Source organism: Pseudomonadota bacterium, assembly GCA_027624955.1.
GTDB lineage: Bacteria > Pseudomonadota > Alphaproteobacteria > UBA828 > UBA828 > PTKB01.
In genome coordinates, this window is record JAQBTG010000051.1 from 1 (window position 1) to 20869 (window position 20869).

Annotated in this window: 20 protein-coding genes and 1 pseudogene; 14 read left to right on the plus strand and 7 right to left on the minus strand. The window is 60.5% G+C overall.

The features are described from left to right. Positions 1-717 (plus strand): IS3 family transposase (locus tag O3A94_15575; GenBank protein MDA1357674.1); only part of this gene is annotated, 717 nt, incomplete at its 5' end. A gap of 61 nt (positions 718-778) precedes the next feature. Here O3A94_15575 and O3A94_15580 read toward each other — a convergent pair. Further along, positions 779-1489 (minus strand): annotated as a pseudogene (locus tag O3A94_15580) (transposase). 77 nt (positions 1490-1566) lie between these two features. Further along, the gene (locus O3A94_15585; protein MDA1357675.1) at positions 1567-2274 is read right to left on the minus strand and encodes an MFS transporter; all 708 of its coding nucleotides are present in this window, start codon (positions 2272-2274) and stop codon (positions 1567-1569) included. A gap of 142 nt (positions 2275-2416) precedes the next feature. On the opposite strand from O3A94_15585, the gene O3A94_15590 reads away from it, so the two are divergent. From O3A94_15590 to O3A94_15615, 6 genes are all read left to right on the plus strand, one after another. Further along, complete coding sequence (locus O3A94_15590) at positions 2417-3433, plus strand: alcohol dehydrogenase (protein ID MDA1357676.1); 1017 nt, start codon at positions 2417-2419, stop codon at positions 3431-3433. Positions 3434-3463: 30 nt separating this feature from the next. Further along, the gene (locus tag O3A94_15595; GenBank protein MDA1357677.1) at positions 3464-4021 is read left to right on the plus strand and encodes a VOC family protein; all 558 of its coding nucleotides are present in this window, start codon (positions 3464-3466) and stop codon (positions 4019-4021) included. Between the two features lie 92 nt (positions 4022-4113). Further along, positions 4114-5118 carry a type I glyceraldehyde-3-phosphate dehydrogenase gene (gene gap / locus O3A94_15600; protein MDA1357678.1) on the plus strand — a complete coding sequence of 335 codons (1005 nt, stop codon included), beginning with the start codon at positions 4114-4116 and terminating at the stop codon, positions 5116-5118. Positions 5119-5162: 44 nt separating this feature from the next. Then, positions 5163-6365: a phosphoglycerate kinase gene (locus tag O3A94_15605; protein ID MDA1357679.1), complete on the plus strand. Its 1203-nt coding sequence runs from the start codon at positions 5163-5165 to the stop codon at positions 6363-6365. A 145-nt stretch (positions 6366-6510) separates the two neighbouring features. Beyond that, complete coding sequence (locus O3A94_15610) at positions 6511-6828, plus strand: hypothetical protein (GenBank protein ID MDA1357680.1); 318 nt, start codon at positions 6511-6513, stop codon at positions 6826-6828. A 60-nt stretch (positions 6829-6888) separates the two neighbouring features. Continuing rightward, positions 6889-7809, plus strand: coding sequence for a class I fructose-bisphosphate aldolase (locus tag O3A94_15615; protein MDA1357681.1), 921 nt, complete (start codon positions 6889-6891; stop codon positions 7807-7809). Between the two features lie 119 nt (positions 7810-7928). On the opposite strand, the gene O3A94_15620 is transcribed toward O3A94_15615, so the two are convergent. After that, entirely contained in the window at positions 7929-9182 is a 1254-nt protein-coding gene (locus O3A94_15620; protein ID MDA1357682.1) for an adenylate/guanylate cyclase domain-containing protein, read from the minus strand. A gap of 97 nt (positions 9183-9279) precedes the next feature. On the opposite strand from O3A94_15620, the gene thiE reads away from it, so the two are divergent. From thiE to O3A94_15650, 6 genes are read left to right on the plus strand one after another with little or no spacing between them, the layout of a single operon-like run. Continuing rightward, positions 9280-9918, plus strand: a complete 639-nt coding sequence (thiE, locus tag O3A94_15625) for a thiamine phosphate synthase (GenBank protein MDA1357683.1) — start codon at positions 9280-9282, stop codon at positions 9916-9918. A gap of 52 nt (positions 9919-9970) precedes the next feature. Next, positions 9971-10537 (plus strand): elongation factor P, encoded by a 567-nt coding sequence (efp, locus tag O3A94_15630; GenBank protein ID MDA1357684.1) that lies wholly within the window; start codon positions 9971-9973, stop codon positions 10535-10537. A gap of 19 nt (positions 10538-10556) precedes the next feature. Beyond that, a complete protein-coding gene (locus O3A94_15635) occupies positions 10557-11366 on the plus strand; it encodes an inositol monophosphatase family protein (protein MDA1357685.1) in 810 nt (269 codons plus the stop codon). 28 nt (positions 11367-11394) lie between these two features. Further along, positions 11395-12576 (plus strand): OmpA family protein, encoded by a 1182-nt coding sequence (locus tag O3A94_15640; GenBank protein ID MDA1357686.1) that lies wholly within the window; start codon positions 11395-11397, stop codon positions 12574-12576. A gap of 36 nt (positions 12577-12612) precedes the next feature. Beyond that, on the plus strand, positions 12613-13767 hold the full coding sequence (locus O3A94_15645) for a flagellar motor protein MotA (GenBank protein MDA1357687.1): 1155 nt from the start codon (positions 12613-12615) through the stop codon (positions 13765-13767). Positions 13768-13782: 15 nt separating this feature from the next. Beyond that, entirely contained in the window at positions 13783-15195 is a 1413-nt protein-coding gene (locus tag O3A94_15650; GenBank protein MDA1357688.1) for a peptidoglycan -binding protein, read from the plus strand. On the opposite strand, the gene O3A94_15655 is transcribed toward O3A94_15650, so the two are convergent. Beyond that, on the minus strand, positions 15176-17050 hold the full coding sequence (locus O3A94_15655; GenBank protein MDA1357689.1) for an ABC transporter transmembrane domain-containing protein: 1875 nt from the start codon (positions 17048-17050) through the stop codon (positions 15176-15178). The genes O3A94_15650 and O3A94_15655 overlap by 20 nt on opposite strands. Positions 17051-17301: 251 nt before the next feature. On the opposite strand from O3A94_15655, the gene rpmE reads away from it, so the two are divergent. Further along, positions 17302-17526 carry a 50S ribosomal protein L31 gene (gene rpmE, locus O3A94_15660; GenBank protein ID MDA1357690.1) on the plus strand — a complete coding sequence of 75 codons (225 nt, stop codon included), beginning with the start codon at positions 17302-17304 and terminating at the stop codon, positions 17524-17526. Between the two features lie 32 nt (positions 17527-17558). On the opposite strand, the gene O3A94_15665 is transcribed toward rpmE, so the two are convergent. From O3A94_15665 to O3A94_15675, 3 genes are read right to left on the minus strand one after another with little or no spacing between them, the layout of a single operon-like run. Next, positions 17559-18416, minus strand: a complete 858-nt coding sequence (locus O3A94_15665) for a MaoC family dehydratase N-terminal domain-containing protein (GenBank protein MDA1357691.1) — start codon at positions 18414-18416, stop codon at positions 17559-17561. 18 nt (positions 18417-18434) lie between these two features. Further along, positions 18435-19574, minus strand: coding sequence for a CaiB/BaiF CoA-transferase family protein (locus tag O3A94_15670; protein MDA1357692.1), 1140 nt, complete (start codon positions 19572-19574; stop codon positions 18435-18437). Positions 19575-19583: 9 nt separating this feature from the next. Continuing rightward, a complete protein-coding gene (locus tag O3A94_15675) occupies positions 19584-20768 on the minus strand; it encodes an acyl-CoA/acyl-ACP dehydrogenase (protein MDA1357693.1) in 1185 nt (394 codons plus the stop codon). Between the last annotated feature and the right edge of the window lie 101 nt (positions 20769-20869).

A 20869-nucleotide genomic window follows, 5' to 3' on the forward strand; every position in this document is an offset into this window, starting at 1 on the left:
AAGTGGACTACTTTTACTCCGCCCTGCTGGTCTAGTTTTGCTCCGCCGTTGACACTGGGCGAGGGTTATCAGGTAGGACGCTTGCGCGTCCGCAATCTGATGAAACGCATGGGTATTGAGGCGGTTTACCGTCGCCCGAACACCTCGAAGCCAGCACCGGGTCATAAGATTTATCCGTATCTTCTGCGCACGCTGCCCGTCACACGGCCTAATCAGGTCTGGGCGATGGACATTACCTACATTCCGATGGCGCGGGGTTTTGTCTATCTGGCGGCAGTGGTTGACTGGTTCACGCGACGGGTTCTGTCGTGGCGTCTGTCAATCACGTTGGAAACGGCGTTCTGTATCGAAGCAGTGGAGGAAGCACTTGCCAGGCACGACAAGCCCGATATCTTCAACACCGATCAGGGCTCCCAATTCACATCCGTCGACTTCATTAAAACCCTGAAGGATGCAAAAATCTGCATCAGCATGGACGGAAAGGGAGCCTGGCGAGACGGAGCCTGGCGAGACAATGTCTTCGTCGAGCGCCTATGGCGGACCATCAAATATGAAGAGGTCTATCTGCACGCATACGCTGATGTGCCAGAGGCGCGTGCGGCTATCGGAAAATACCTGACTTTCTACAACAGCAAACGACCACATTCATCGCTTGACCGTCGAACGCCGGATCAGGCTTACTTCAATACGCTGCAGCCAATTCCGGCGGCGGCATAAAAAGGGTCGAGAGCCACTTATAAAACTCACCCAAACTGTTCAAACAAATCGATCCACCTCTGTTCATCCCGCGTGACTTCAGCTTCAACAACACTTCCCGCCAGCTTTGCGTCGATTCCCGCACACCGTCTTCAATGGTCAGAAAGTGCTTCTCTCCACGTTCATTCACGCCAATGACCACCAGGGCACACAGCTTCATCTGCTCGCCCCGCAACCCGCTATAAACACCATCGGCCCACACGTAGACCCAACGGTCTTTATCCAGAGGACCGTTACACCAAATCCGATACTCTTGCCCCCATATCTGCTTCAGGCGCGATACCGTGCTGGCCGACAAACCTTGAGCTTCAGAGCCAATCAATACTTTCAAGGCTTCGTCCATCTCACCACTTGATACGCCTTTTAGATACAGCCATGGTTTTAGATACAGCCATGGTAATGTCGCCTCCAGAGACTTCGTCTTGCGGACATAGGGCGGAACAAGGGCTGATCGGAACGTCACGGGCGCCCCGGTCTTTGAGCGAACTTTTGGAATCTTGACCGTCACCGGCCCCAATCCTGTCTGCAGTTCGCGCTCCGGCAAATGACCATTGCGAACCACAACGGCATTGCCGTCCTCGGTGCGTCGGCCTAAATGCTGGCTCAGCAATTCCTGAAATTCTGCTTCCACCGCTTGATTGATCAACTGCTGCGCACCTGATCTCAACAAAGCCGTCAGGGGATCGGAAATTGCATCTCGACCCGCAAATTCTAAAACGTTATTCTTCGTCATAGTGGCGCATCTCCTTTGGTTGGTTTTGATGTCTCGCAACAACAAATCAACCTGATACGCCGCTTCTTTTCAAATGTTCAAACACCAGATTCGGTCATAACTCCGACAACGCCGAAGACCCGCCGCATGACAAGCTTGTCGATAACCGGACGGGCGGCGCCACCGGTTTCGGCGGCTGCCGCAGCCGTGGCGGCGCGCTTCGCCCGCGCCGTCGGCCGCTCGGTGGCCGGAGTCACGCGCAAATAGATGACATAAGCAAAACCTGTGACGGTGGCGGCGATGCCGGGCAGCAGGAACGCCGCCTGCCAGTCGATCACCTGCATCAGGCCGGCGGCGGCGAGCGGCGCGATGGCAAAACCGAGATTGCCATACACCCCATTGATGCCGAGCACCTTGCCGACCTTCTCGCGCCCGTCCACCATCATCAAAATGGCGACCGGGTGATAAATCGAGGCGAACAGACCGATCAGGGTGAGCCCGCCGGCGATTTCCACCGGTGTATGGGCGAAACTGGTGACGATCGACGAGGCGCCGATACCGAGGAAAAACACCGCAATCATGCCGGATCGGCTCCAGCGATTACCAAGCCAACCGGCTGGCAGCGTGCCGGCGGCAAACGCAATAAAGCCCGGCAAGGAGAGCGTCAGCATTTCGCTATATGGCCGGTCGAACTGGATCTCCAGCCCCAACACCACCGTCGGATACAACATCATAAAGAGATGGTCATAGCCGTGGCCGAGGTTGAGAAAGAAGAAGCCGATGCGCCTGGACGCGGTCTGGGACATGGTTTGGCTCTGACAGGAGAGACGAACGCTGGCAATCGCTACATAACGCTAGACCTTGCCCTTGCCAAACCCGTCGCACGCTCTGAGCGGGCAGGCTAAACTGAGTTAAATCCACACATCAGCTTGGGAGAGAAAGACCGCTATGGCAAAAATGAAAGCGATTGAGATAGGCGCGCCAGGCGCGGATTTTGAACTGGTCGAACGCGAAGTACCGGAACCCGGTGCCGGCGAAGTCCGCATCAAGGTCGAGGCCTGTGGCGTTTGCCATAGCGATGTATTTGTTAAGGAAGGCGTTTTTCCGAATATCGATTATCCGCGCATCCCTGGGCATGAGGTGGCTGGGCGGATCGACAAGCTCGGCGCAGGCGTTCAGCGTTGGCAAGTCGGTGCGCGGGTCGGCGTCGGCTGGCATGGCGGCCATTGTTTTCACTGCACGCCGTGCCGCGGCGGCGATTTCGTCAATTGCGAGAATGGCGTAATTACCGCGATCAGCCGCGATGGCGGCTACGCGGAATATATGACCGCCGATGTGAACGCCTTGGCGCATATTCCGGACGATCTAAAAAGCGCCGAGGCGGCGCCGCTGCTCTGCGCCGGCGTCACCACCTTCAATTCGCTCCGCAACAGCGGTGCGCGCGCCGGCGACCTGGTCGCCATTCAAGGCGTTGGCGGGCTCGGCCATCTCGGCATTCAATTTGCCGCGCGCATGGGGTATCGCACCGTTGCCCTGTCACGCGGCCGCGATAAGGAGAATCTCGCCAAAAGCCTGGGCGCGCACGACTATATCGATACCGAGACGGAGGCGGTCGGCGAAGCACTCAAGGCGATGGGCGGCGCGCGCGTCATCCTGGCGACCGCGCCCGACGCCGCATCCATGACGCCGCTGGTGGACGGTCTGGGCGTCGACGGCCAGGTCATCGTGGTCGGCGCCGATGCCGCGACCTTTGCCACGTCGCCGATTCAATTGATCCCCGGGCGGCGCTCAATCCGTGGTTGGCCATCGGGCCACGCCAAGGATTCCGAGGATACGCTCAATTTCAGCAGCCTGTCCGGCGTACGCCCGACGATCGAGGAATTTCCGCTTGAGCGCGCGGCGGAAGCTTACGCTCGCATGATGGCCAACGAAGCGCGCTTCCGCGTCGTCTTGAAAATATCCTGAAGAGCCGAACCAGTCGAAAGGGAACCCTCTATGTCCGATCTTCCAAGCGTTGTTAGCGATTGCGAGCTTAGCAATTCGTTCCTCAGTGAAACCATTCAAGTATGCGTGGTGAGCCGCGACCATAAGCGCACCATGGAGGGCTTGGTGCGGCTCGGCATCGGCCCGTGGCGGGTCTATCACTACCGCGACGCGCCGGGCATCAAGGACACCGAATATCGCGGCGAGGCGGAAAACTTCAAAATGACGCTGTGCCTCGCTTGGACCGGCGCGATGATGTGGGAAATCGTCCAGCCCCTGGAAGGGCGCACGATCTACAATGATTTTCTCGATGTGCATGGCGAGGGTATCCACCATGTCGCCTTTGCCGGGCGCGAAGAAGGCGGCAGCGAGATGCCGTACGGCGAACAAATCGCCGAATTCGTCAAGCGCGGCTTTCCCGTCATTCAATCGGGCCTCTTAAAAGACGTCGCCCAGTTTCACTATTTCGACACCGAAGCAGCGACCTCGACCACCTTCGAAATATACAGCCTAAAGGGCCGCGACCTGCCCGAGCCCGACGAATGGTTCCCCGGCCCACCGCCAAAGTGAGGGCGAAGGTTTAGCACTTCGCCATTGCCAATAAGGCCCTCTCGGGCTAACCCATTCGCAACAGAATTATCCGACTTTTGATGGAGGACAGCATGACTATTCGGGTGGGTATCAATGGATTTGGCCGCATTGGCCGCAACATCTTGCGCGCCATTCATGAATCGGGGCGGGACGATATCAGCGTCGTTGCGCTGAATGATTTGGGGCCGGTCGAAACCAATGCCCACCTACTCAAATATGATTCGGCGCATGGCCGCTTTCCGGGCGCCGTTTCGGTGCAGGGCAGTGTGCTCGATATCGGCTCAGGGCCGATCCAGGTGCTTGCCGAGCGCGATCCGGCCAAGCTGCCGTGGGGTGATCTTGGCATCGATGTGGCGCTTGAATGCACCGGCATTTTCTCGAAACGCGAGGATGCGGCCAAGCATCTGACGGCGGGCGCGCGCAAGGTGCTGATCTCAGCGCCGGGGCAAGATGCGGACCTGACGGTCGTGTACGGGGTCAACCACAAAAAGCTGACCTCGGCGCATGAGGTGGTATCGAACGCCTCCTGCACGACCAACTGTCTGGCTCCTGTTGCCAGCGTGCTGAATGAGACGTTCGGCATTGAGCATGGTTTTATGACCACCGTGCATGCCTATACGCTGGATCAATCAATCCTCGACACCCTGCACAAGGATCTGAGGCGCGCACGCGGTGCCGGCACCTCGATGATCCCGACGTCCACCGGTGCTGCGCGGGCTGTTGGACTGGTCCTACCGGAGCTGCAGGGCAAACTCGACGGCACGGCGATTCGTGTGCCAACGGCCAATGTCTCGATGATCGATCTCACGGTTGTCACCAAGCGCGCAACATCGGCGGCGGAAATCAACACCGCCATGAAAGCCGCTGCCGACGGCCCGTTAGCCGGCGTTCTCGGCTATACCGAGGAGCCGCTGGTGTCTGTCGATTTCAACCATAATCCGGCCTCGTCGACCTTCGATTCTAGCGGCACCACGGTGATCGACGGGACGTTTTGTCGCGTGCTCTCCTGGTACGACAATGAATGGGGCTTTTCCAACCGCATGGGCGATGTCGCCGCTGTGCTCGGCGGGCTCTGACCAGGCTATGTGGATTGGGCGGTCTCTGACCGCGCTGGGTGGCCATGCGTAGCTTCCGCACGCTTGATGATATCGAGGTCAGCGGCAAGAAAGTTCTCGTCCGCGTCGATCTCAACGTGCCGTTCTCGGAGGGCGAGGTCAGCGATACCAGCCGCATCGAGAGCATCGCCCCGACCTTGCTGGAACTCGCATCGAGCGGCGCCCGGGTCATCGTCCTCAGCCATTTTGGCCGACCCAAGGGCCGCGTGACGCCGGCCATGTCGCTCGAACCGGTAGTGCCCCATTTACGCGCGGCTTTGGGCGGGCGCGAAATCGCCTTCGCGTCCGATTGCATTGGGGTGGAGGCACGGCGTGTGGTCGACGGTTTGGGTGCGGGTGATATAGCGCTGCTTGAAAACACCCGCTTTCATGCCGGTGAAGAGAAAAACGATAGCGCGTTTGCCGCGGCCCTGGCCGAATTGGGCGAGCTTTACGTCAATGACGCGTTTTCGGCGGCGCACCGCGCCCATGCGTCGACCACCGCCCTGGCCATGCTGCTACCCGCAGCCGCCGGGCGGCTGATGGCGGGCGAATTGGCGGCGCTGGAAAGCGCGTTGTTAACGCCTGAGCGCCCAGTCATGGCCGTTGTCGGCGGCGCCAAGGTCTCAACCAAAATCGACCTTTTGACCAATCTGGTGGAGCGCGTTGAAGTGCTGGCCATCGGTGGCGCCATGGCCAACACCTTCCTCCACGCCGCCGGTATCGATGTTGGCGCGTCCCTGGCGGAGAAGGATTTGCGCGCCACTGCGGATGCGATCAGCGCCAAGGCCCGGGAAACCGGCTGCCGCCTGTTGCTGCCGAGCGATGGCGTGGTGGCGCGCCAATTCGTCAGCGGCGCGGCGAGCGAAATTTGCGCCATCGACGCCATCCCGAAAGACGGCATGATTCTCGATCTTGGGCCCGACACGGTCGCGGCCATCGAAGAAGCGATTAAGGCGGCACGCACCTTGGTGTGGAACGGCCCGCTTGGCGCGTTCGAAATACCTCCGTTCGACGCTGCCACCAGCGCCGCCGCGCGCTGCGCTGCGGCGGCAACAAAGGCAGGCGGGCTGTTGTCTGTTGCCGGCGGCGGCGATACCGTAGCGGCGCTCCGCCATGCCGGCGTGACGGCGGACTTCAGCTATGTCTCGATGGCCGGCGGGGCCTTTCTAGAGTGGCTGGAGGGCAAAGCGCTGCCCGGTGTCGAGGCATTGAAAGATCAACATTAACGCCGCCGATAAGCATGTCATTCTCGTCCATACGCTCGGCCATGCCGAAGCGGCGCTAAACGCGGCCCACGCGCATGGCCTGGCGATCACGCTGCGCTCAGCGCCGGGCGCGGCGCGTTATACCGGCCTCGCTTTCCTAAGGGCGGTGTTCGACGGCGCCGCGCGCGCCTGCCCCGACGCGCGTCATTCGGTTATTGTTGATTGCGGTGGCGACGCAGCCATGGCGCACCGGGCGATGGTCATGGGGTTCCGCCGCATCGCTTTTTCTGGGCCGGGCGCAATGCGTGATAAACTGGCACAGATCGCTGCAAAATGCGGCGCAAAGCTGGCGCCGGCGCGCGCCCCTGCCGATGCCCTTGATCTACTCGATTCGCACGACCCGGCGGGCAGTTGCGCGGCATATCTGGAATCGCGCAAAGCGCGGAAAACAGGCAAAAACAGAGCCTTGCGGCAGAGCGATTGAAATGGTTTCTGCCTTGCGTTAATCACGTCTGATAGGGACAACAAACTAGGATCGGCGAAAATGAAAGTCACCCAACGCGTTCGCAAGATCCTCGCGAATTACGAGAGCGACAATCCCGGCACAAAGGCGAATTTGGCCCGCATTCTGATGCAAGGCCGGCTCGGCGGCACCGGGCGGTTGCTGATTCTGCCGGTCGACCAAGGCTTTGAACATGGCCCGGCACGGAGCTTCGCACCCAATCCCGACGCTTATGACCCGCATTATCACTGGCGCCTCGCCATCGACGCGGGCCTCAGCGCTTTCGCCAGTCCGCTCGGCATGATCGAAGCCGGCGCTGACAGCTTCGCCGGCGCCATCCCGACTATCCTTAAAGTGAATAGTGCCAATTCGCATGCCATCAGCAAGGATCAGGCAGTCACCGCTTCGGTAGAGGATGCGCTGCGTCTAGGCTGCGCCGCGATTGGCTTCACGATATATCCCGGCTCGGAAGAGCAGTTCGAGATGATCGAGGAACTGCGCGAATTGGCGGTGGAAGCCAAGGCGCATGGCCTCGCCGTCGTGGTGTGGTCCTACCCGCGTGGTGGCAACCTCTCCAAGGAAGGCGAGACGGCGTTCGATGTCACCGCCTACGCGGCACATATGGCGGCACTCCTGGGCGCGCATATCATCAAGGTCAAGCCGCCGGCGGCGCATATCGAGCAGCCCGAAGCGGCGAAGGTTTATCAAGCCGAGGGTATCGACAGCAGCAGCCTATCGGCGCGGGTCGCGCATATCATCCAGTCGTCGTTCGCCGGCCGTCGCATCGTCGTCTTTTCAGGTGGCGCTGCGAAGGGGTTGGACGGGCTCTATGAGGAAATCCGCGCCATCCGCGACGGCGGCGGTTTTGGCTCAATTATCGGCCGCAACACGTTTCAGCGGCCGCGCGCCGAAGCCCTGGCGATGCTCGACACGATCATCAAGATTTACCTGAACAAGGCCTGACCGACCGCGCGCCGGGTTGGAGCAAATCCCGAGCAGGTGGCATCACCTGCGACGACGCATATGCTTCAAATGTAAAGAAATAGAGCGTGGCGGGTGAGCGCAGGCGAACCTGACATGCTCTAGGGTTCGGGCAGGTTTTCCACGGTGAACAAATTGACCGGCTCGCGCACGCTTCTCAGGCCGTGACGGCCGAGCGGCAGCAGTACCGGACCATCCTCAGGAATGGCGGCGGCGAAGGCCTCAGATAGCAACAAATGGCGCTCCAGCGGATCGCACATGGATTCGAGGCGCGATACCTCGTTCACCGCCGGGCCGATGACGGTAAAATCAAGACGCGTCGGCGAGCCGACATTGCCATAAGCCACTTCACCGAGATGGAGCGCCACGTTGAGCGCCATGGTGTGCTGATCGGCGGAGCGGCGGGCTATGTTCAGTTCAGAAACGCGCGCCAAGGCGTCACGCGCCGCCTCCAGCGCATCGACGCTGGTAGCGGCGCGGGCCGCCGCGTCACCGTCGGCCGGCAGCTCGAACGTGCCCAACATGCCGTCGCCCATGAATTTCAGCACTTGGCCGCCGCGCGTTTCGACCGGCTCCGCCATGCAGGTTAGATATTCGTTCAGCAGATCGACCAATTCGCGCCGGCCCAATTTATCGCCAAGCGCCGTGAAGCCACAGAGATCGCAGTAAATCAGAACGGCCGAGAGGGTGTGCACATGGCCGCGTTCGATTTCTCCGCTCAACACCCGGCGCGCCGCGTCAGCCCCGAGATAGGCATCCGCTATTGCTTTGGCAAAGCGCCGGTTGGCGGCGACGCGAAGGGTTAAGGCAAGGACGGGAAGTGTTGCCCTCAGAAAATCGATCTCGGTATCGCTAAAACCGTCAACGCGGTCGGTGGTCCAGGTGAAGACGACGCCGAAACGCTGCTCATTGGCGGCTTCGATCGCAAAACCGCAAATCATGCCAAAATAATCGGTCGCCCCTTCCTGACGAAATTTTTCCAGTAGGGGAAACTCATCGCCCGCCTCGGGGCCGAGAATGCGCCGGCGCAACTCGGGCTCGCCGTCATCGACCATCACCTTGAGGGGGCTCCGCTCCCACGCGTCGGCCGATGCGTTCGTCGACGCGTAAGTTTCTTCTGCCACGCCATCGACGCCGCGCCGCCACACTAAGCCGAACCCTTGGTACAGCGGATGGAGCACGCGCATGGCACTGAGGCCGCGCTGAATTTGAATGCCGCCCGCGGTCAATTGCGCGCAGAAGCCTTCAAACACGCCATCGGCTGAGTTGCCTTGCAACCCCTGTTGAACGACCCAGCGCTCAAGCGCTGCAGTGTTCGGTAGGCCGCGTTCTGTTTGGGTGACGAGTGTTGCCATGATCCTTAAAAGCGATATGTTGTCGCGCCGGGCAATTGTAAACCCCGCCGCTGCAAACCTTGACCGTTAATTTACCAATATCGATTGCACCCAGCCGATGCCAAACCTTTCCCGCCTTTATCTCATCACCCCGCCGCAATTTGCGGTGGCTGCGTTCGCCGACACACTGGCGGCGGCGCTGGACGGCGGCGACGTGGCCTGCGTGCAACTCCGCTTGAAAGACACCGATAACGACACCATCCGCGAGGCAATCGAGACACTGATGCCGGTGTGTCATGCTAGGGGCGTGGCGTTTATCGTTAATGACCGGCCTGATCTCGCCGCCGAATGCGGCGCTGATGGGGCACATATCGGCGCCGATGACGGCGAATTCAGTGACGCGCGGCGCCGGTTGGGCGACGCCGCCATGATCGGCGTCAGTTGCTACGATTCGCGCCATGCCGCCATCGAGGCCAGCGAAGCCGGCGCCGATTACGTGGCGTTCGGCGCATTTTTCCCGACCCAGAGCAAAATTCCGCGATCGCGCGCAACGGTGGAAATTGTGGAGTGGTGGCACGAGCTGATGGTGGTGCAAAGCGTTGCTATCGGCGGCATTACCGCTGAAAATTGTGCGCCATTGGTGCGGGCGGGCGCAGATTTCCTAGCCGTTATCGCTGCCGTGTGGGATCATGCGGACGGGCCGGCGGCCGGGGTGAAGGCGATCAACGACGCCATTGCGGAAGCGGCCACCGCTTGATATAGCAGCGCCGCCACAAGGCTCCCTGAATAATGCAATTCGAGACGTTGTTATGAAAATCAACGGCAACGCAATCCGTCCAGGCATGGTGATCGAGCACCAGAAACGCCTATGGATTGCGACCAAAATTCAACATACTCAGCCGGGCAAGGGCGGCGCATATCTTCAGGTTGAGCTCAAGGATTTGATGTCGGGCACCAAACTCAATGAACGCTTCCGCGCTTCCGAGAATGTCGAGCGCGTGCGCCTCGATCAAAAAGTGCATCAGTTTCTCTTTGCCGAGGACGATATGCTGACATTCATGGATTTGGAGAGCTTCGATCAAATTTCTCTGCCGCGCGAGATTGTCGGCGAGCCGGTCGTCTTCCTTCAGGACGGCATGGAGGTGACGGTCGAATCCCACGAAGGCACGGTGATCGGCGTCGAAATGCCCGAAACTGCGGTTCAGGTGGTCACGGAGACCGAGCCCGTGGTCAAGGGACAGACGGCGGCCGCGTCTTATAAGCCGGCGCTCCTCGACAACGGCGTGCGGACCCTGGTGCCGGCACATGTCCACGAAGGCGATCGAGTGGTGCTGAATACGGGCGACGGCAGCTATGTCGAACGCGCGCGCGCCTGACGCGGGAAGCTAAAGCCCCTTGTCCCGCCGCTCCCCGCTCATCACTGTCATGGCCAACGCCGCCTACAAGGCAGCGCGTGGGTTGTGCCGAGATTTCGGCGAAGTTGAACAACTCCAAGTTTCACGTAAGGGGCCGGCCGATTTTGTGTCGTCGGCTGACCACAAAGCCGAAGAAATGCTGGTCGAGGACCTTCGCCGGGCGCGCCCCAAATTTGGGTTTCTGCTCGAAGAAGGCGGTGAAATAGTGGGCGAAGACAGTTCCAACCGTTGGATTATCGACCCGCTGGACGGCACGACGAATTTTCTCCACGGCATTCCGCATTTCGCCATTTCTATCGGCTTAGAGCGCGACAGCAAGATGTTTGCCGGCGTGATTTACGATCCGCTGCGCGACGAATTGTTCTGGGCCGAATCCGGTAGTGGCGCGTTTGTGAACTCAACGCGCTTGCGCGTCTCGGCGCGCCCGCGCCTGGACGAAGCGCTGATTGCCACGGGCATGCCCTTCAAGGGCCGCGCCAGCCATCCAGAATATTCCGAGATGCTCGACCGCATGTCGGCGGAAACCGCAGGCGTGCGACGCTTCGGCTCCGCGGCGCTCGATTTGGCCTATGTCGCGGCCGGGCGCTTTGACGGATTTTGGGAATTCGCGCTGTCGCCGTGGGATATCGCCGCCGGGTTGGCGATTCTGCGTGAAGCAGGCGGCATCGTCACCGAAGTGAACGGCGGCGATGCGATGATGGCATCGGGCGATATCCTTGCCAGCAACGGGAATCTGCACGAGGATTTGCGGCGCCTATTGGCAAAAGCGGCTGCACCCGCGAAAAAATAGGGCCTGAATCGTCTCCACGACGACGCTGTTGTCGGCACCGAACCCCTATACTATTGTAAGCGCGCAAAAAATTGGGAGAGTAGTTATCTATATCGCCCGCATATTTTCCGACAAAGCCGCCACCGCGTTCGCGGCCGCGCGCTCATTTTTCATTCTGCCCGCACTGTTGCTGTCCGCACTGTCGCTGCTCGTACTGTGGCTGGCCCCGGCAAACTCCGTGTTTGCTCAGGACACCGTCTTTATCGGCGGCAGCGGCCAGAATGGTTTCGAAATCGACCTCGGCGCGCTCGACCATTTTTCGTCGCCCCGAGGCACGGACCGAGGCTTGCGCCATCCGGGCGTCGCCGGTGGTGGCTTGGCGCCGGTCACGCTGCGCCCGCCCGGCGAACCACCTAGAGCCGACAGCGCACGCGCCACAGCACCGGAACCCAAGCCGACTAAGCCGGCTAAGCCCGCTAAGATGGTAACCAAACTGGAAACGCCGGCGACGGTCGCCCCTGCCACGGTCGCCCCCACTATGGTCGCCCCCACGTTGGACGCCCCCGCTTTGGAGGCTGTGGCAACGCCGAAACTGGCGGCGCCGGCGCCGGCGCCCGGCCCGGTGCTGGCAAAAGCGCCGGAGAACATGACGGCGGAAGAGCGCGCCGCAGCGAAGAAACGCAACAAGAATTCTGTATCCAGCACCAGCTTCGCCGACGAGGCAGCTCTACTCGACCTCGACGCACCGTCAGCAGCGAAAACCAAACCGGCCGCGCAGCCGAAGGCGGCCACGGCAGCCAAGCCCAAAGCACAACCCAAATCGGAGGCCAAAGCAGAGACCAAAGCAGCGCCGGAGACCGTATTGGTTGCGCTCGATCCGCCAACTGCCCAGACGAATCCGGTGGCGCCATCTGTGCCTGGCGAAACCATGCAAATTTTATTTGGTGCGGGTGATTCAGCGCTTCCCAAAACCGCACAAGCACCGCTCGCCACTCTTGCCTCTGCGCTGGGCCAGGATGAAACGTTGCGCCTGCAACTCAAGGCCTATGCCGGCGGCGGCGACGATTCAGCCTCGCAAGCGCGCCGATTGTCGTTGTCGCGCGCCCTTGCAGTGCGCTCGGAATTGATCGAACAAGGCGTGCGTAGCACCCGTATCGATGTCCGAGCGTTGGGCAACAAATCTGAGGACGGGACGAGCGACCGGGTAGACGTCGTCCTGGTGCAGCGCTAACCCGATGAGCGCTCCGATAGCCCTGTCGCAGCCGCAATGAGCGCTCTACGCCCGTTTCTGATTCGCATGAGCGCCTTTTTGGCGATTGTCGTCGCCATTTGCGCAGCCCTATTCTCGACCCTGCTTGAAGCGTTTCTCGCCAACCCGGCTTTGAATAGCGTGATTCTGGGCGCGCTGATGATCGGCATTGTGTTCGCCTTCCGGCAGGTCTTGCGGCTCGCGCCTGAAACCGCGTGGCTCAACACCGCCCAAACTAATGAGCCCGGACTCTCGGATCAGCGCGCGCCGCGCATGCTGGCGCCGCTCGCCACCATGATCGCGGAACGGCGTGGGCGGGTATCGCTCTCCGCCGTTTCCATGCGCAGCGTGCTCGATGGCATCGGCTCGCGCCTCGACGAGAGCCATGAATTGGCGCGCTACCTGATCGGCCTCTTAATCTTTCTCGGATTGCTCGGCACGTTCTGGGGCCTCTTACAGACCGTGTCCTCGGTGGGCGATGTAATTGGCGGGCTTTCAGTCGGCGGCGACGACTTAGGCTCGGCCTTTGATGACCTCAAGGGCGGGCTCGAGGCGCCGCTTGCCGGCATGGGAACGGCGTTCAGTTCTTCGCTCTTTGGCCTCGCCGGCTCGCTGGTGCTGGGCTTCTTGGAATTGCAGGCGTCGCAGGCACAAAACCGATTCTACAATAATTTGGAGGATTGGTTGTCGTCCTACACCCGCCTCACCGGCGGCACGCTGTCGGTCGAAGGCGGAGACCAATCAGTGCCGGCCTATGTGAGTGCCCTCCTTGAGCGCACCGCGGACAGCCTTGACGATCTTCAGCGCACGCTGTCCCGCGGTGAGGACAACCGCGCCTCCTCGAGCGCTAATATACTCGCGCTCACCGAGCGCTTAGCGGCCCTGACGGATCAAATGCGCGCCGAACAAGACCTCATGGTCAAGCTGGTGGAGAACCAGATGGAAATGCGCCCGGTGCTGGAGCGCCTGGCCGAGACGGGCCGCCAACCGATATCCCTCGACGATGCCAGCCGCGCGCATTTGCGCAATCTCGACGTCTATGTCGGACGGTTGCTCGAAGAAATGGTGTCGGGGCGCGAGCAAAGCGTGAATGAGCTCAAAAGCGAATTCAAACTTCTGGCCCGCACAATCGCCGCCGTTGCCGAAAACCAACGGCGCGACGGGCGCGGCTGACGCGGTTCGACCGCGATGTCATACGGTTCCCGTTCCCGCCGCCACCAAGGAGGCTCTTCGGCTATCTGGCCTGGCTTCGTCGATGTTCTCTCGACGTTGCTGTTGGTCATGATCTTTTTGCTCGTCGTCTATATGCTGGCGCAATATTTCCTGCAGCGCTCGGTTTCGGAAAAAAGCGCAGCGCTGACCGAGCTCGACCATCAGGTCGCGGAGTTGGCCGATCTGCTCTCGCTGGAGCGCCAATCAAACACCGATCTGCGCACAAATATTTCTCAACTTTCCAGCGAGCTGCAAAGCTCCCTCGCCGAACGCGATGCGCTGAGCCTGGCGCTGACCCGATCCGAGGACGAGTCCAATACCTTACGCTTGCGTTTGCGCGATATGACGGCAGAAGCGCAGACCGCGCTCAGCGATGCGACCGAAGCCAACCGCGTCGCCGTGGAAACGCAATTGCGCGCCGAAGCCGGAGAAGAAAAAATCCGCGTGATGCTCAGCGATGTCGAGCAATTACGCCGCGACATCGCCGCACTACAAACCGTTCGCAGCGATCTGGAGGAAAGAGTCGTCGAGCTTGCCGCCGCGCTGCGTGACAGCGAAGGCGATAAAGCGCGCCTCGATCAAGCGTTCAGCGCCGCCCGCGATCGCTCGACCGAGCTGATGGCGAAACTCTCCGATGAGAGCGAACGCACCGCCCTTGCCCAGAAAGAACTGGGCGACCGAGATGTCAGGTTGAGCGAGTTGCAGGGCCTTTATATGCTGTCCGAAAATCAACTGATGCAGGCACGCGATCTGACGGCACGGCAATCCGATGAAATTGGCGTTCTCAACCAGCAAATACTGGCGTTGAGGGCGCAACTGACCCGCATTGAAGAGGCGCTGGATACGTCGGAAGCCGAATCAAAGGAGCAGAATGTGGTGATCGCCGATCTCGGCCGGCGCCTCAATCTTGCCCTCGCCGCCAAGGTCGAAGAACTGGCCGAATACCGCTCGGAATTTTTTGGCCGGCTGCGCCAAGTTCTCGCTGGCCGTCAGGGCTTCACCATCATAGGTGACCGCTTTGTTTTTCAATCCGAAGTGCTATTCGGCTCCGGTTCGGCCGAGCTCGGCATCGGTGGAAAATTGGGGTTGAATACGTTCGCCACCGTTCTGAAAGAGGTCATGACGCGCATCCCCGAAGACTTGCCCTGGATCTTACAGGTCGACGGACATACGGACCGCATTCCTATTCAAACGGCGCGCTTCCCTTCCAACTGGGAGCTATCGGCGGCGCGCGCCATCGAGGTCGTGAATTATCTGGTGACTCGGGGCATACCCCCGGAACGGCTGAGCGCCACCGGTTACGGCCAGTTTCAACCGCTTGACACACGCGACGATGAGATCGCTCACCGGCGCAACCGGCGCATCGAACTTAAGCTGACTCAGCGCTGAGCGGCCCCGTGGTGGCAACCGTCGCATCACCAGCGCCATCGGCTCCGGTGCTGTCGAATTGGAGCGACGCCAGGCGCGCATAGAGGCCGTCTTCGGCAACCAGGGCGTCATGGGTTCCTTCGGCAACGACGCGGCCTTCTTGCATCACCACGATACGGTCGGCCTTTTGGACAGTGGCCAGGCGATGCGCGATGACGATGGTGGTGCGCCCAACCATCAAGCTCTCCAATGCTTTTTGCACTGCGCGCTCGCTCTCGGCATCGAGCGCGCTGGTGGCTTCGTCGAGTAGAAGAATCACGGGGTTGCGCAAGATTGCCCGGGCAATAGCCAGGCGCTGCTTCTGGCCGCCGGAGAGCCGCATGCCCTTCTCGCCAAGGAAGGTGGCGAAGCCTTCAGGGAGAGCGTCTAAGAATTCTTCTGCGCCCGCCGCCCGTGCTGCCGCTCGCACATCTTCGTCGCTCGCGCTAGGGCGGCCGAAGCGGATATTTTCCCACGCGCTGGCGGCAAATATCGCCGGGTCTTGTGGCACGAGGCCGAACCTGGCGCGCGCCTCCTCAGGCAGGGCCTGGCGCAGATCCATTCCGTCGACCCGTACCGTGCCCTGTGTGGGATCGTAAAACCGCAGCAACAAATTAAAAACACTGGTCTTGCCGGCACCGGACGGCCCAACCAGGGCGACGCGTTCGCCGGGCCTGACGTTCAGCCGATAGTCGATCAGCGCTGGCTCATCGGGGCGCGAGGGATAGTTGAATGTGACATTCTCCAGGGCGATGGCGCCCTCGGCCGGCTCAGGTAGCGGTTTGGGGTTTTCCGGCGCGGCGATATCGCTTTGCTGGCGCAACAATTCCACCAGCCGCTCGGCCGCACCAGCAGCATGTTGGAGATCACCGTAAACTTCGCTTAGCGATCCTACCGAGCCCGCAACGACAACCGCGTAGAACAAAAAGGATGCCAATTCGCCGCCACTCAATCTGCCGTCGAGGACATCATGGCCGCCTAGCCAAAGCACCGCGGTGATGCCGGTAAAGACGAACAGAATGACGAAGGCTGTGAGATAGGCGCGCGCGCGCACGCGGCCGAGCGCCGTCTGAAAGGCGCTATCAACTTTGGCGCCGAAACTGTCCTGGGTGTTGGCCTCGTGGCCGAACGCCTGAACGGTTTGAATGCCATTGAGCGCCTCTTCCACCTGGCCGCCAAGATCGGCGATGCGGTCTTGGCTGAGGCGCGAGCGCTGGCGCACGCGACGGCCGAGAACGATGATCGGCACCACAACTACAGGCACAAGCAGGAAAACCAGACCGGTCAATCTCGGACTGGTGATGAACAACATCACGATACCGCCGGTAAGCAGGAGCAGATTGCGCAGCGCCGAAGATGCTTGGCTGCCGATTACGGTTTGCAGCAGCGTGGTATCGGTGGTGATGCGCGACAGCAGCTCGCCGGTCTTGTTGATCTCGAAAAACGCCGGGCTGAGGCGGAGGATTCGGGAGAAAATTGCGAGACGGATATCGGCCACCACCCGCTCGCCCAGCCAAGAGACCAGATAAAACCGCGAAAATGTGCTGGCAGCCAGCAGAACCACCATCCCAATTAGGTAGATCAGTGCATTGTTTAGGAGATCGATATTATTTAGGAGATCGATACTATCGCCGGCCAGGCCCTCATCGATGAGCAGCCGCAAGCCGACGCCCATCGCCAGCACCGCGGCGGCGGAGACGGTCAGGGCGACAAGGGCTCCGAACACAACCGGGCGGTACGGCCGAATATACTGCATTAGCGGGCGTATCTGCTTGAGATCTTTACCCTTTTCCCTATCGCTTCGGGATTTACGGCGGCCGCGGCCGGGGCCGAACATGGTCATGTGCCAATCCCTCCGCGGCGAGATTTATTGCCGCCAAATGATTGGCGTACCATCTTCGAATATTGCAATTTCCGATATGCCGTCACGTGTTCATTCCGCCCTGCTATTTCGGTTGGGTATATCAGCCATCATCGGAAGGGCCAACAAGAACAGATGCTTGCCTGTAGCCAAGAACAGGAAGCGCAGGGCTTGCCAGAAATCCGTAGTGGATATATATAAGCGCCCTCAGCCAGCGGATAGAATCGATGAAAAAAGAAATCCATCCCGATTATCATGAAATCAACGTGGTGTGCACCGACGGCAGCACCTTCAAGACTCGCTCGACCTGGGGCAAAGAAGGCGACACCATGACGCTCGATGTCGATCCGTTATCGCATCCGGTGTGGACGGGCGGCAATCAGCGGCTGGTCGATACCGCCGGACAGGTCTCGCGCTTCAACAAGCGCTTCGGGAATTTCGGCATCAAGTAGCGCCGCCGGCGCAACATTTCCGCATTCGCCCGCTAGGCGAATTTCACTTCGCCCTGGCTGGTCAAACCACCCTGATCGTTTGCTGCCCAGACGGCGGCGCCTAAACCATCATCCGTAGGGGCGCCGCCCAGCACCATCGCGTGGTCAACGAACAAGGGCGACATGGCGCGGAACGAAAATTCCTTGATCTCGGCGTCGGGGCGGCTGCGGCGGCAGAGATCCACCATCAGCGTCGCAATCAGTGGGCCATGCACGACGAGGCCGGGATACCCCTCTTCCCCGGTGCAATAGGGCTGGTCGTAATGAATGCGGTGCGGATTGAAGGTGAGCGCAGAATAGCGGAACAGCAGGACCGGATCGGGTGTGAGGTCGCGCCGCCAGGCGGCCTCAGTTGGCGCCGGGTGCTGCGGCGGCATGGCGCCTGATTTTGGCGCTTGGGTATAGACGATGTTCTGCTCTTCCTCGATTGCCACCTCATCGGCCGCATTTAAGACCGTATGACGCAGGCTAACGAACACAAGCCGGCCGCTCTTGCCATTTTTCTCGGTGATTTTGGCAATCTCAGAGCGCTTCACCGCCATCTCACCAAGACGGAGTGGCGCCATAAAACGAATTTGGCTGGCCGCCCACATCCGGCGCGGCAGGGGCACCGGCGGCATCAACGCGCCGCGCTCCGGCAACCCGTCGGCTCCCAATTCAGATTGCACGGTGCAATCGCGAAAGAACATCCAGTGCCAGCAGGGCGGCAGCGGGTCGCCATCCTTAGGCGGCGCGTCATCGCGGTCGAGCGCGGCGCTCATGCCAGCTGTCAAGGCGCTGTCGATACGCTCGCGCTGCTCGCGTGCGGTGCCGATCCAGGCATCAAAATTGCTATCCGATTGCACGTTCACCCTGTACTCCCTTCTCGCTTAAGTGCCGTCCGCGAATTCGGCGCGAACTGCTTCCGTATGCTCGCCTAGCCCCGGCACCGGGCCAAGTCCTGTGCTATCGCTGGTAAACTGCGCCGGTGGCGCGACAAGTTCCACGGCACCGCTGGCAGTCGCCACCGAAACATGGCGCAACTGTGGATGCGCCGCCAGATCAATCACCTGATTGAGGCGGCCAAAGGCAATGCCGGCCTGGCGCAGCAATTCGGAAAGTGAATCCAAATCATGAGACGCGAATACGCTGGCGATCAGGTCATCCATCTCGGCCCGGTTGGCGACGCGGAGCGCGTTCTCACGAAAGCGCGCATCTTCCGTCAAAGTGGAATCGCCAAGGACGTCAGCGCAGAAACGCGCCCATTCTCGGTTATTCTGAACAGCGATAACGATATGCCCGTTAGCGCCGCAGGTGCCTACGGGATAAGCGCCATAGGGCGCGATCATGGCGTGGCTAAGGCCACTCCGCGCCGGAGCGCCTGTGCCGTGCAGGTGATGCAGGAGTGGTACATTCATCCAATCCGCCATGCCGTCGAATAGCGAAATCGAGATGCCGTCGCCGACGCCGCTCGTGCTGCGCGCATAGAGCGCTTCAAGAATGGCGCCGTAGGCGTTGAGTCCAGCGCCAATATCGCAGGCCGATACGCCGACGCGCGCCGGCGAATCGGGTGTGCCGGTGACCGCGGCGATGCCGGCCTCACATTGCACCAGGAAATCATACGCCTTCATGTCGCGGTAGGGGCCGCTCTCGCCATAACCGCTAATGTCGCAGGTAATCAAGCTGGGATGTTTGGCGCGCAACTCCGCGGAAGCGAAGCCCGCGCGCACCGCAGCGCCAGGCGCCAGATTTTGCACGAAGATATCGGCGCGGGCGATCAATGCGTGTAAAAAAGCGGCGTCGTCCGGTTGCTTGAAATCCAGCACCACCGATTGCTTGCCGCGATTTAGCCACACGAACCAAGAGCATTCGCCGTGCACATGATGGTCATAGGCACGGGCAAAATCGCCTTCTGGGCGCTCGATCTTGATCACGCGGGCGCCGGCATCGGCGAGGCGCGACGTGGCAAAAGGCGCCGCCACGGCCTGTTCAACCGAGACGACAAGCACGTCCTTTAGGCGGTCAGCCACTGCAAATACTCAATACGAACGCGGCATCCCGAGCACATGCTGCCCGAGAAAGGCGAGAATCAAATTGGTTGAGATCGGCGCGGTGCGATACAGCCGCGTTTCGCGGAACTTGCGCTCAATGTCATATTCCTCGGCATAGGCAAAGCCGCCGAAGGTTTGCATACAAACATCCGCTGCTTCCCACGAAGCTTCCGAGGCCAGCAGCTTGGCCATGTTGGCTTCAGCCCCGCAGGCCATGCCGGCATCGAACAAGGCGGCGGCTTTGCGCGTCATCAAATCTGCGGCTTGGGAGTTGGCGTACGCCTTGGCGATCGGGAACTGAATGCCCTGGTTGGCGCCAATTGGACGGTCGAACACTTCGCGCTCAGAAGCATAGGTGCTGGCTTTCTCGATGAACCAGCGCGCATCACCCAAACATTCACCGGAAATCAAAATGCGCTCCGCATTCATGCCGTCGAGAATATATTTGAAGCCCTTGCCCTCTTCGCCGATCAGGCTGCTCGCTGGGATTTCCAGATTGTCGAAGAACAGCTCATTGGTCGAATGATTGATCATGGTGCGGATCGGGCGGATTTCGAGGCCGTTGCCGACCGCCTTGTCGAGTTCGACGAGAAATACCGAGAGACCATCGGAGCGTTTCTTGCATTCTTCCTTGGGCGTGGTGCGCGCCAGTAGCAGCAACAGATCGGATTGCAGGGCGCGCGATATCCACACTTTCTGGCCGTTCACCACATAGGCGTCATTGCCTTTCTTCTCCGCCGTGGTGCGAAGCTGCGTGGTATCGGACCCGGTGCCGGGCTCGGTGACGCCAAACGCCTGTAGGCGCAGTTCGCCGCTTGCCACCTTGGGCAGATATTTTTGCTTTTGCTCGGCCGAGCCGTGCCGGAGCACGGTGCCCATGGTGTACATCTGCGCATGGCTGGCGCCACCATTGCAGCCAGTGGAATGAATCTCCTCCAAAATTGCCGCGCCGGCGCCGACGCCAAGGCCGCTGCCACCATATTCTTCCGGAATCATGGCAGCGAGAAAGCCGGAATCGGTCAATTCCTGGACGAATTCCACCGGGTATTCGCGCTCTCTGTCTTTGGCGCGCCAATATTCGCCGGGATATTTGGCGCACAGCGCCCGCACCGGCTCGCGCAGTTCTTCATAATTATGCGTGAGATCGATAACCGCTTCGGATTTCTGCGTCATTTATTCGTGGCCTTCATTCGACGGTCACCGATTTCGCCAGATTGCGCGGCTGATCGACATCGGTGCCTTTGTTGACGGCCACATGATAGGCCAGAAGCTGA

Excerpts from the sequence above, each read along its gene's own strand:
- gap (MDA1357678.1), top strand. The coding sequence starts at position 4,114 with ATGACTATTCGGGTGGGTATCAATGGATTTGGCCGCATTGGCCGCAAC.
- O3A94_15590 (MDA1357676.1), top strand. The coding sequence starts at position 2,417 with ATGGCAAAAATGAAAGCGATTGAGATAGGCGCGCCAGGCGCGGATTTT.
- O3A94_15615 (MDA1357681.1), top strand. The coding sequence starts at position 6,889 with ATGAAAGTCACCCAACGCGTTCGCAAGATCCTCGCGAATTACGAGAGC.
- O3A94_15605 (MDA1357679.1), top strand. The coding sequence starts at position 5,163 with ATGCGTAGCTTCCGCACGCTTGATGATATCGAGGTCAGCGGCAAGAAA.
- O3A94_15675 (MDA1357693.1), bottom strand. The coding sequence starts at position 20,768 with ATGACGCAGAAATCCGAAGCGGTTATCGATCTCACGCATAATTATGAA.
- O3A94_15595 (MDA1357677.1), top strand. The coding sequence starts at position 3,464 with ATGTCCGATCTTCCAAGCGTTGTTAGCGATTGCGAGCTTAGCAATTCG.
- thiE (MDA1357683.1), top strand. The coding sequence starts at position 9,280 with ATGCCAAACCTTTCCCGCCTTTATCTCATCACCCCGCCGCAATTTGCG.
- O3A94_15650 (MDA1357688.1), top strand. The coding sequence starts at position 13,783 with ATGTCATACGGTTCCCGTTCCCGCCGCCACCAAGGAGGCTCTTCGGCT.
- O3A94_15655 (MDA1357689.1), bottom strand. The coding sequence starts at position 17,050 with ATGTTCGGCCCCGGCCGCGGCCGCCGTAAATCCCGAAGCGATAGGGAA.
- rpmE (MDA1357690.1), top strand. The coding sequence starts at position 17,302 with ATGAAAAAAGAAATCCATCCCGATTATCATGAAATCAACGTGGTGTGC.
- O3A94_15645 (MDA1357687.1), top strand. The coding sequence starts at position 12,613 with ATGAGCGCTCTACGCCCGTTTCTGATTCGCATGAGCGCCTTTTTGGCG.
- O3A94_15585 (MDA1357675.1), bottom strand. The coding sequence starts at position 2,274 with ATGTCCCAGACCGCGTCCAGGCGCATCGGCTTCTTCTTTCTCAACCTC.
- O3A94_15620 (MDA1357682.1), bottom strand. The coding sequence starts at position 9,182 with ATGGCAACACTCGTCACCCAAACAGAACGCGGCCTACCGAACACTGCA.
- efp (MDA1357684.1), top strand. The coding sequence starts at position 9,971 with ATGAAAATCAACGGCAACGCAATCCGTCCAGGCATGGTGATCGAGCAC.